The 11,921-nt window shown below is 39.9% G+C and carries 10 protein-coding genes; all 10 read left to right on the forward strand.

Features of this window, described 5'->3' with window-relative positions:
- The first annotated feature begins 332 nt into the window (after positions 1-332).
- Positions 333-1,769, forward strand: coding sequence for a glycosyltransferase (locus FP827_01240; GenBank protein ID MBA3051710.1), 1,437 nt, complete (start codon positions 333-335; stop codon positions 1,767-1,769).
- Positions 1,750-2,469, forward strand: coding sequence for a methyltransferase domain-containing protein (locus tag FP827_01245; GenBank protein MBA3051711.1), 720 nt, complete (start codon positions 1,750-1,752; stop codon positions 2,467-2,469). The genes FP827_01240 and FP827_01245 overlap by 20 nt, the downstream gene beginning before the upstream one ends.
- Positions 2,470-2,472: 3 nt before the next feature.
- Positions 2,473-4,338: a glycosyltransferase family 39 protein gene (locus FP827_01250; GenBank protein MBA3051712.1), complete on the forward strand. Its 1,866-nt coding sequence runs from the start codon at positions 2,473-2,475 to the stop codon at positions 4,336-4,338.
- Positions 4,335-5,663: a glycosyltransferase family 39 protein gene (locus FP827_01255; GenBank protein MBA3051713.1), complete on the forward strand. Its 1,329-nt coding sequence runs from the start codon at positions 4,335-4,337 to the stop codon at positions 5,661-5,663. Before FP827_01250 ends, FP827_01255 begins: the two co-directional genes overlap by 4 nt.
- A 12-nt stretch (positions 5,664-5,675) precedes the next feature.
- A complete protein-coding gene (locus tag FP827_01260) occupies positions 5,676-6,686 on the forward strand; it encodes a Gfo/Idh/MocA family oxidoreductase (protein ID MBA3051714.1) in 1,011 nt (336 codons plus the stop codon).
- Complete coding sequence (locus tag FP827_01265; GenBank protein ID MBA3051715.1) at positions 6,683-7,309, forward strand: N-acetyltransferase; 627 nt, start codon at positions 6,683-6,685, stop codon at positions 7,307-7,309. Before FP827_01260 ends, FP827_01265 begins: the two co-directional genes overlap by 4 nt.
- Before the next feature lie 23 nt (positions 7,310-7,332).
- Positions 7,333-8,433 carry a DegT/DnrJ/EryC1/StrS family aminotransferase gene (locus FP827_01270; protein ID MBA3051716.1) on the forward strand — a complete coding sequence of 367 codons (1,101 nt, stop codon included), beginning with the start codon at positions 7,333-7,335 and terminating at the stop codon, positions 8,431-8,433.
- A complete protein-coding gene (locus FP827_01275) occupies positions 8,430-9,158 on the forward strand; it encodes a glycosyltransferase family 2 protein (GenBank protein MBA3051717.1) in 729 nt (242 codons plus the stop codon). Before FP827_01270 ends, FP827_01275 begins: the two co-directional genes overlap by 4 nt.
- A gap of 180 nt (positions 9,159-9,338) precedes the next feature.
- Positions 9,339-11,213 (forward strand): hypothetical protein, encoded by a 1,875-nt coding sequence (locus FP827_01280; protein ID MBA3051718.1) that lies wholly within the window; start codon positions 9,339-9,341, stop codon positions 11,211-11,213.
- Positions 11,210-11,921, forward strand: a 712-nt coding sequence (locus tag FP827_01285; protein MBA3051719.1) for a hypothetical protein, incomplete at its 3' end; no start/stop codon positions are given. The genes FP827_01280 and FP827_01285, both read left to right, overlap by 4 nt.

Raw genomic sequence — 11,921 nt, forward strand, 5'->3', positions numbered from 1 at the left:
AGCATGATGAAGAGCATCAGGGCAGATTACGCGCATTTAACGATTTTTACGCCTTTTCCGGGCACCGAACTTTACAGGTTCGGGATGGAATCGGGGATAATAAAGAAAGATCACTGGAAAAAATTCGCGGAAAATCCGGAAGATGATTTTGTCCCGCCCCACTGGGGCGAAAATTTCACGAGGGAAGATCTGCATGAACTTTTGGTGAGGGCTTATCAGGGTTTTTATTTAAGGCCGGGAAATATCACCCGTATCCTTTTCAATATCAGGACGCCGGGAGAATTTTTCAGAAAAGCCCGCGCGGGCCTGAAAGTGATGTTCATGAAAAAACAATGAACAAGCAGAAGCTAACATCTTTTTTTGACAAAGTGGCTGGCAACCGCAGTCACTGGAGAAAAAAGAATAGCTATTATCACAAAAGTCTCGAAAATTTTTTCAAATTCCGCTTTTCATCAGAATGCTCCGTCCTGGAAGCAGGCTGTTCGACGGGAGATATGCTTGGGAAATTAAATTCCGCGTCAAAGGCGGGATTTGATATCAGCGCTGAAATGATAAAAATTGCGCGTAAGAAAAATCCGGAAATCAGTTTTTATAATGATGATATAGAGGAGCTTTCTCTTTTAGAAAAATTTGACGTTATTATTCTTCAGGATATAGTCGGGCTTCTCAAGGATGTGCTGAAAGCTTTTGGAAATCTTCATAAGGTTTCTCATAAGGGGACAAGAATACTGCTTACTTATTACAATCAGCTGTGGGAGCCGGTCATAGTACTGGCGGAAAAATTGGGTTTGAAAATGTCTCAGCCGCCTCAGAACTGGCTGGATATGAATGATCTTGAAAATCTGTTCTTTCTCTCCGATTTTGAAGTTGTAGAAAAAGGCAGATTTTTTCTTTTCCCCAAATATATCCCTTTTATATCGGATTTTGTAAATAAACTTGCCGTAAAATGTTCATTGCTTAACAAATTCTGTCTTGTAACTTACATTGAAGCGCGTCCTTTGCCGCGGCCGGTACGCAAGGAATTTTCCTGTTCGGTTGTTATCCCCTGCCGCAATGAAGCGGGAAATATAGAAAATGCAGTGAAGCAGACTCCTGAACTTGGAAAAGGCTCGGAACTTATTTTTGTTGACGGCAATTCCACTGACGGAACCGTTGAAAAAATCAAAGAAATGATTACGCAACATCCCGATAAAGATATAAAGCTGATTCATCAGGGCGCGGGGACGGGCAAGGGCGATGCTGTGAGAAAAGCTTTTGACGCGGCTTCGGGCGAGATACTGATGATTCTTGACTCCGATTTGACGGTCCTGCCCGAAGACCTCGATAAATTTTATGATGCAATCGCGTCGGGAAAGGGGGATTTTATAAACGGTTCGCGGCTGGTTTATCCCATGGAAAAGCAGGCGATGAGATTTCTCAATTATCTGGGTAATAAATTTTTCAGTTTTATTTTTACATGGATTCTGGGGCAGAGGATAAATGACACTCTTTGCGGGACAAAAGTTCTTTTTAAAAAAGATTACGAGAGAATTAAAGAAGGAAGGAAATATTTTGGTGAATTTGACCCATTCGGGGATTTTGATCTGCTTTTCGGCGCGGCGCGGTTGGGGCTCAAAATTACGGAACTGCCTGTGAGGTATCGGGCGAGAACATATGGTGACACAAAAATCAGCAGGTTTACCCATGGCTTGCTTTTGTTGAAGATGAGCATAATAGCGTTTATTAAATTTAAGCTTAAGGTGAATAACAATGCGGCAAAACGAAATTAAGCACGGCAAGGCGATTTCTTCAAACGCCGAGAATATATGGGGCTGGGCTTCCCCTGCGGGAAAGCTTCGCGCGGTGCGAAGAATTAAATTATTTATAGAAAAAGGCGCAATAGAAACAGGTAAAAATATTCTTGAAATAGGATGCGGAACGGGAATTTTTACCGCAGGGATGGCGTCAACAGGGGCTGATGTGACAGCCGTTGATATATCTCCGGAATTATTAAATATCGCGAATATGTATCATGCAGGGCAGAATATTAAATATTCGAAGGAAGATGCCGAAAAAATGAGTTTTGCCGGCGGCAAATTTGATGTTGTCATGGGAAATTCTGTTTTGCACCATCTGAATTTGTCTCTGGCGCTTCCGGAAATACACAGGGTCCTGAAAAAAGGGGGGCAGATACTTTTCAGTGAACCCAATATGCTCAATCCTCAGATAATGCTTCAGAAGAATTTCCCGCCGCTTAAAAAGATCATGGGGGATTCGCCGGATGAAACCGCTTTTTTCAGATGGGGTTTGCCGGGTATTTTGCGTAATTGCGGTTTCAGTTCTGTTGATGTTCAACCTTATGATTTTCTGCATCCGGCCATTCCCGGGTTTATGATAGGCGCAATGGAGAAATCGGCTCTGTTGGCCGAGAAGGTGCCGGTCATCCGCGAGATTTCCGGTTCTCTGTTTATTTATGCGCGAAAGCATTAAAAAATGAGCGGGCAAAAGGCAATCAGAAAGAATTCTTTCAACACGCTGCTGTTTCTTTTTGTTGTGCTGTTTTATGGCTTCTATCCTGTATGGTTTGTTCCTGCGATCCCAGCCGTATATCGGATGATTCTACTTAATATATTTGTCGGATTAATAGGGGGGATTATCTATTGGTGGCCCGGCTTAACGGATATTTCCGCGGATTTGATTTCTAGCCGTGATCACGCGGAATCACGAAAGTCAAACGTCGTCGCCGTAGGTATTTTTGTATTGGCTATAGTGGCACATCTCCCTTTTTGGATTTTGCCCGTTGTCACTGGAGATGATATGCAATCCCATATCTCGCCGGCGGCCACTGTTCTCGGCCACATGTATCGTTTTATTCCCCCGCTTGCTGTCACATTGATGGTTTTAGGAGCCGTTGTGTTTCTTTTTCTTTACGGACGGATAATTTTGCGGAAGTTACAAAAGTTTAATTTAATTTACTGGCTGCCAGTGTGCCTCTTAAATATATATGCCTTTTTCCTGATTAAAACCAATTTAGTAGAGACTGTGGGTATGTGGCAGTCTGTTTTCCGCTATCCGCCTGTGGCAAAATTAGTTTATTTGATGGGATATGCGCTTTTTGGGATAAATGAATTTGTGGGGAGAGGTATCCAGTTTGTATTTCTTGCGGGTACCGCGGTTTATGTGTTTAAAGCGGTTAAAGCGGTATCAGAACGGGCTGATTCCGATATCGTTTTGTTTCTGGCATTGTTTTTCCCGACTTTTTTTCATTTTAGTAATTATTCTGTGCTTGAGAATGGAACAGTTTTTTTCTTCGCGGCGATGTCATATCATTTTTTAAAGTCGCTGGAAGAGAATAGGCATATAAGTTGGGTTGTCCTCTGGCTTTCCATAGGGCTTCTCTACAAAAGGCTAACAATAGGGTTCGTACCTGTTATGCTGTTCTATCTTCTGTACAAATATTACAAAAATAAAGTCACTATTGGTTTTTTTAAAAAATATTTACATGCCTTGCTGGTGCCGGCGCTTATTGGATTACCGTTTACTGCCATGGGGGCTATTTTAAAAATCCGGAATGCCGCCAGTAAGTGGGACAATATATTTTATCCGGCCCAATTAGGACAAAATTTGATTGATTTGATCGGCACGCTGGGCCCGTTTTTATCAGCATTATTGTTTTTGTCAGTTGTTTGGTGTGTTTTTAAAAGAAAGAGATTTAACTTGTATTGGATTATGTTGATTTTGGGTTATTATCTGATGATAAGTTTGACACATGCGAATGGTTATATAAGGCATGCCCAACCCGTTTACCTGGGATTGTTTTATTTCTTTGCGGTTGCGGTAACAGACTTTATATACTGGGCAAAACAAAAAAACAAAAAGATATTAGTCATGGTCAGCCTTCTCTTAACTTCAGAATTGGTTTATAGTAATTTTTTCGCTGCTGACAGAGTGCAAAGAACGGTTTTGCGTAACAGGTTTGAAAATATCTATCCTTACGGCGAACTGATGGACTATTTGAAATTGCTTGTCCCTGAAAAGGGCGCGCTCAGGGTTTATGCCCCGGCGGAAGTTGAGCCCAGCCATTTTTATCTGGCTAAACACAAACTTACAGGGAAAATATTATGGGATAGAACAGCTCCCGCAAATATAAACAAAAAAGTCATCGTTGATAAAGCGGGGCAATACGATTATCTGTGTTTGCCGGAAATAGGTACTGTTTACAATAACTATAAGGACGTGATTATGGAGATTATTGATTCGGAAGAAATGAAACTCCTAAAAGTTTTTGATTATAAAGGCAACCGGATATTCCTTTTCAGGCCGCTGGATGCCGATGTGTATAAGGATAAAAATTGTTGAATAAACCGGTATTATGGATTTTGTTTACAGCGTTATTTTTACGCCTTTTGTTATTCGCTGTTATAATGTCAAATAATCAGGAAAGGTTTATGCAGCCGGACTCGTACGGCTATGTACAGATAGCAGAAAATATTGTTTCCCATAAAGTTTATAGCGGTTCTTATTCACAGCCATTTTTGCCGGAACACAGCAGGACTCCGGTATACCCTTTTTTTATAGCGATGCTTAAATTTTTTCATATGGGAGTTACAAGCGTGATTCTTTTTCAGATAATTTTATCGTCGCTGATTTGTTTTGGCGTTATTATGTCCGCTTATAAATTTAGCGGGCACAATTTAAAATCCGCATATGCGGCGGGTGTGTTTATGGCAATTGATATCCCCACTATAGTTCTTGCCAACTCCATTCTTGCCGAAACGCTTTTTACTTTTTTATTGTTTCTTTCAATTCTGTTATTTGTTTTCTATCTGGAAAAAAGAAAAATTGTTTTTTTGTTTATTTCAGCTATTTTAATGAGCTTGAGCGTGTTGTGCCGGCCCATTGCTTTTCTGCTGCCCGGAGTGTTGATCACTGCTCTTATTTTAAGAAAAGGTTTTGCTGTTAGAAAGCGAATTTTTGACACGATGCTGGTTTTAATTATGTGCTTTGCTGTTCTTTCTCCGTGGCTTATCCGCAACAAAATTGTTTTCGGCAACTTTTTTTTGAGTACTATCAGCTATGATAATTTGCTTTATTATCAAGCTGCCGGCGTAGTTGCCAAACAAAAAAAGATTTCAATTTCCGATGCAAGGGAAGAGCTTGAGCAGACGGTTAATAAGAAATTCGCCAAAGAGCCTGCGCTCAATATGTCTGCGCAAAATAGTTTTAAGAAAAAATTGGCTATTTCAATTATTAGCAGTCACCCGATTATTTACTTTCACAATTATGTCAAATCTGTATTCAAGATGATGGTTAAACCCATTAGAAGTGATTTGGATTTGATGATGGGTTTAAAAAGTGAGCCGTCTACATTGGAATCGTGGTACGTTGTTTCTCGGGGGTCTTTAATATCAGAATTTTTTCGCAAGACTTCAATTACAACAATTGTATTATGTTTTTTTCAAATGCTTTCGCTTGCTGTCCTGTACATGCTTTCTTTGATGGGCGTTTACAAAGTTTATTCAAAGCAGTTTTCTAAAATTCAAATATTTGTGCCAATAATTGTTTATTTTTGTATAATGTCCGGAGTGCCGGAGGTTTATGCCAGATTTAGAGTGCCTGTTATGCCTTTTTTGGCTGTATTGGCGGGCATTGGTGTTTTGGGTTTGAAGAAAGCAGACGGATAGGAGATATAATAAATGATCAAAATCGGCATTATAGGATGTGGATACTGGGGCCCGAATCTTGTGCGGAATTTCAGCAATATAGATGGTTGTATTGTTACCGCGCTTTCAGATATTAAAAAGAAGAATATGGATTTGTGCTCACAGAAACTGACCGGGGTAAAAAAATTTGCGGATTTCCGTAAAATGCTGAAGGGCAAAACTGTTGATGCTGTTGTTGTGGCTACAAATTTAGCGGCGCATTATGAAGTGGCCCGCGAAGTTTTAAACGCAGGAAAAGACATGCTTATTGAAAAACCGCTGACCGCGGATGCTGTTGAGGCGGCGGAATTGGTCAGAATAGCCGCGCAAAAGAAAGTAATACTTGCTGTGGGGCATACGTTTTTATTTAACAAGGGCATAGAAGAAATTAAAAAATATATTTCATCCCGAAAGCTGGGGAAGCTGCTGTATATGCATGCGGTACGCACAAATTTGGGGCCTATAAGAAGAGACACTAACGCTTTATGGGATTTGGCTACGCATGATGTGTCGATATTTCTTTATTTAGTCGGTGCAATGCCGCTATCTGTTTCCGCGACAGGCGGAGCTTTTATCAAAAAGGGCAGAGAAGATGTCGTTTTTGTGACATTAAATTTTCCCGGCGGTGTTATAGGCAATGTCTATGCTTCCTGGCTGGAACCGTCGAAGGTAAGGCGTTTAACCATAATTGGCGACAAAAAAATGCTTATTTTTGATGATATTGACAATATTGAACCTATCCGAATTTATGATAAGAGCGTGGTAAAAGATAAAAAATATGATGATTTCGGGGAATTTCAGCTGATTCTCCGGGATGGCGATGTGACTATACCGAAAATACGTCTGGCAGAGCCGCTTAAAAATGAATGTCAGGCGTTTATAGAGAGTCTCAAAGGGAATAACAAAAATATTTCCGACGGATTGTTCGGGTTGCAGGTTGTACGGGTTCTTGAAGCTGCGCAGAAATCAATGAAGAACGGCGGGGTCAGTATGGATGTGAAATGAGAGATAAGTTTGTCAGGCTGGGAAAATTCTTTGTTAAAGAAGCAAATGTGTGTATCGGGCAAAAAACAGGCAGAAAAATAAAGGATTTAAATCTTGTCATCGGAGACCATGCGTTTATAAGAAGAGGGACTGTAATCTATCTCGGTTCCAGGATCGGCGATAATTTTGAAACAGGGCATAATGCGGTTATAAGGGAAGAAAATGTTATAGGAAATGATTTCAGTATATGGAATAATTCTGTGGTTGACTATGGATGCAATATAGGAAACGGTGTTAAAATACATTCGAACTGCTATATTGCGCAGTTTACAGTTATAGAAGACGGAGTGTTTATAGCGCCGGGAGTAAGTTTTGCCAATGATATGCATCCGGGGTGCAATTATTTTAGGAAATGTATGAAAGGCCCGCATATATGCAAAGGTGCGATTTTAGGAGTGAATGTAACGGTTTTGCCTTATGTAACAATAGGCGCAAAGGCTTTTATTGGAGCAGGAAGCGTTGTTACAAAAGACATTCCGCCGCGTGCGCTTGCCTATGGTAATCCGGCTCGGGTTATAAAAGATATCGGCCGGCTTGTTTGCACAAAGGGGTTTACGGATAAGCCCTATTCCGAGGAAAAATAATTTTGCCGCAAAGGAGTAATTAAATGAAAGTACCGTTTATGGATTTTACAAGAATTCACAAGCCACTTAAGAAAGATTTTCAGAACGCATTTAACGTAACCACGGATAAGGGGGATTTTATATTAGGGTCTCCGGTCGCGGAATTTGAAAATCATTTCGCTTCTTTTTGCGGGTGCCGTTATGCCATCGGAGTAGGTTCCGGTACAGATGCCCTTTATTTGTCTTTGCTCGCCCTCGGCGTCGGCCCGGGAGATGAGGTTATTACCGCCGCAAATACCTTTATAGCTACAGTACTCGCCATCAGTTATACAGGAGCTTGCCCTGTGCTGGTTGATGTTAATCCTAAAACGTACAATATTGATATTGCCGGAATGGAGAAAGCCATCACCAATAAAACAAAAGTATTACTGCCTGTTCATTTATACGGTTCTATAGCCGATATGGACGAAATAAAAAATATAGCGGATGTTCGCGGGCTTAAAATTATAGAAGATGCCTGTCAGGCTCATGGAGCGTTGTATAAGGGCAAGAGGGCGGGAGCCATGGGAGATGCGGGATGCTTCAGTTTTTATCCCGCGAAAAACCTAGGGGCGTTCGGTGACGGCGGAATGATTGTGACGGATAATAGCGCTATAGTGGGAAAAGCGAGGCTGCTGCGAAATTACGGTTCGGTCAAAAAATACTATCATGACATAAAGGGTTTTAACAGTCGCCTTGATACGCTGCAGGCTCGTTTGCTTGATATCAAGCTGCCCTCATTGGCCGGATGGAATGAATCCCGGAGGCGTGCAGCCGATGTTTATGTAAAAGAATTGGCATCGGCCGGTTGCGTTGTGCCGGAGGTATCTGATGACAGGCAGGATGTATATCACCTTTTTATCATCAGGACAGCTAAAAGAGATCAATTGCAGGCATTTCTTAAAGAGAGAGGAGTGGATACTGGAATACACTATCCGATTCCGATTCATAAAACGGAAGCGTTTAAAGAACTTGGCGGCCGCGGCGCTTTCAGCATTACGGAAAAATATGCGGCGGAGATTCTTTCGCTGCCGATGTTTCCCGGCATAACGGATGAGGAAATTCTTTACGTGTGTAATATTATAAAGGAATTCTTTAAAAAATGATGAACGGGAAAAAAATAATTGTTATTTTGCCCGCTTATAACGAACAGGGGAAAATTTCTAATGTCGTAAGAAAAGTTAAAACTCAGATTGCTGCCGGAATTGTAGATGAGTGTCTTGTCGTTAATGACGGTTCCACCGATGCGACGGCCGCCGAGGCCGAAAAAGAAGGGGCCACTCTCATAAGTAAGGAAAACGCCGGAGTAGGTTCGGCTATCAGAAGTGGATTGGGCTATGCCTCTGATAAAAATTATGATATTGCCGTGATTATGGCGGGCGATGATCAGGATGACCCATCGGAAATCAGGGGGGTGGTTTCTCCCATAGCGGAGGGAAATCGGGATTTCGTTCAAGGTTCCCGCCGGATTGACGGGGGGCGGGTTGTGAATATGCCGTTATTCCGGAGTGTAACAACAAAAATATACTCTTATATTTTTAAGTTTACAACGGGATTCCCGTGTACGGACGGAACTAATGGATTTAGGGCAATTAAGCTGAGCGTGCTTAAAAATAAAAAAATAAATTTAGCTCAAAAATGGCTTGATACTTATGAGTTGGAACCTTATCTTTTTTATAAGGTTGTTGCATTGGGTTATAATGTGAGCGAAGCGCCTGTAACAAAGAGATATCATAAGGGAATTGTAGGGTATACAAAAATGGTTCCCGTTAAGGATTGGTGGAATATTCTGAAACCGTTGGTTTATCTCAAAATTGGTCTAAAAAAATAAATATGTCTAGGGAATCTATAGGTGCGGATAGATTGCGGGGCAGATTTGGATTGATATGAAAAATAAACAGTGGCTCATAGTTATATGGATTTTGGCGGTCTATGTTGATTATTATGTCAGGTTTTTCAAAGATCCTTACATAACTCCAATTCTTAGAAGTTTATTGAGTAAAACGGGAATATGGTAGTTATAGATTTTTTTTGCGCTGTTTTTATTTTTTTAATTGCCGTTGCTATAGGTAGAAAAATATTCAAATGGTTGAAGTGGGAATTTAATTCGCCAGCCGAAAACAATTTATTTTCTCTAGGTATAGGTTTGCTGGTTTTGGCTTATGGCACATATGGCCTTGGGGTCTGCGGGTTTCTATATAAAATGGTATTTTACCCGGTTTTTTTAATTTTGACATTTTTTTTATTTCCGGAAATTAAACAGATCATCATGGAAATCAAAAATTTTATTAGCGAGTGGAATTACAGTGATTTAAATGCTGAAAGTAAAATTTTGATTATACTGCTTTTGACGGTTGCCGTGGCTAACTTTTTTTTCAGTTATGCTCCTCCCGTAGGCGAAGATGGTCTTAATCACTATTTATTTCATTCTATGAGATTTGTCCGGCAGCATTATATTGCCGTGGATTTAGACTTTGATTTCACCCAGTTTTTTCCTCTTTTAATTCAAATGTTATATGCTATTGGGATGTTGATTAAGGGGGTGATGGTAGCTAAACTTATTGTTTATTTCTTAGGAATAAGTATCGCCTGCGGAGTTTATTTTCTAACGAAACAGCTTATAGGAAAAAGATTTTCTTTATTAGCTGTTGCGGTTTATTATACGATGCCGCAGGTTACAGGATTGTCAGGTGTGACCAGAATATATTTTGGGCAAGTTTTTTATACTTTGTTGACGGCATGGGCGCTTTTGAATTACAGGAAAAATAATTATGCGCGGAAGGATTTTTATCTGGCGGCGGTAATGAGCGGTGCGGCTTTTTCCGTTAAATATCAGGGTTTGAGCGCTATTGCGGCGGGATTTATTTTGATATTTTTCTGGCAAGTTTTTAGGCGGCGAATATCCCCCGATCAGGTAGCAAAAGAATTGATTATATTTTTTCTGATTAGTTTTAGTTTATGGATTCCGTGGCTTGTGAGAAATTATTTTGCTACAGGAAGTCCCTTTTATCCTCTTTACTTAAGTAAAGCGTTGCCTTTTGGAGAAACGGCAATGCTGTTAAATAAGCTATTGACAGCATCACCGTTGCAACGTTTGATTCGTTTGTTGCTCATACCACGGGATTTGCCTTACGGCGGTTTGATTAACGGAAGCGGCCCGATGTTATTGGCGTTTATGCCGCTTTTGTTATTTGTCAAAAATGTTTCGCGGGAAATTAAAATCCTGTTTTCTTTTTCGGTTTTAATACTTATAGTTACGGGAGCGGCAATTTCGATTTCTTTGAACGGGCTCTGGCTGTATTTTGCGCCGGTTTATCTTTTCTTTGCCATAATCACCGCTTATGCGATTATTAGAATAAGCGAAACACAGAAAAAAACGGTACGTGTATTTTTATATACTGCGGTACTGCTTGCTTTAATTTTTCCAAATTCCGTATTGAGTTATTATTTCGGATTCAAAAGATTGCCTTTTTTCCTCGGGCGGCAGACCGCCGAAGAATATATTCAAGAGGAATGCCCGCCTGAAATGGAGATAAATTTTATAAAATTCTGCAATAAAAATTTACCTAAAGAAGCAACGCTATTAAATATATCAAGTTTGGCTGTTCAGGCGGCGCCTTATTATCAAATGAAAATAATTCCGGCTAAACGTGAGCAGATTGGATTAGAAGAGCCAGACGAAATTCTGGAATTTTTAAATAATAAAAAAATTGATTATGTGGTTTTTCAAAAAAGGGTTTATAGCCATAATAAAGATGGGTCATTTACCAATACGGCAATGCCATTTTTTAAGTTCAACTGGTTTAAGAACAAAATTTTTATGAAGCATTTTCAATTGATGTACAGCGAAAAAGACAAGGTGTATCTTTATAAATTGATAAAATGAAAATAGTACTCATCAGACCACAATTTGTCAATAAAAAAATATCATTTTTTGCATACCGTGACCCAACCGCATTAGCAGGAATATGTTCATATCTACAGTCAAAAGAATATGACGTTAGTTTATGGGATTATCAAGACATTGATTACGATAATTATGGTTTTAAACATGCTGTTTTAACGTGCTGTCCGGCAGTGGTCGGATTCAGTTGCCTTACGCCGAACATACTTATTGCTAACGATATGGCCAGGATTGTTAAAAGTATTAATCCTGAGATAGTCACAGTTGTAGGCGGTTGTCATTCAACTGCGATCCCGATGCAGACATTGAAAGAATGTCTATATTTTGATATCGCCATTATTGGGGAAGGAGAAATAACATTTGAAGAATTATGTAAAAAAATACAAAATCACGAAAATTATAAAAACATGGCCGGGATCGCTTATAGAGATAAAGATAAAATAGTGATTAATCCAAGCCGCGAATTAATAAAAGATATAGATATATTGCCATATCCAGCAAGATATTTGTATCAGGATAACAAAAAAAGATACCAACATTTTGGCAGGGGAATATCCCATGATATACATGTGACAGATATATTTACGGCAAGGGGGTGCCCTAATAAATGTACGTTTTGTGCAGGTAATTTATCAATGAAAAATAGCGGGATATCTTATCGACAACATAGTGTCAGCTATGTTCTGGGGG

The sequence above is a fragment of the Candidatus Omnitrophota bacterium genome (assembly GCA_013791745.1).
Lineage (GTDB): Bacteria > CG03 > CG03 > CG03 > CG03 > CG03.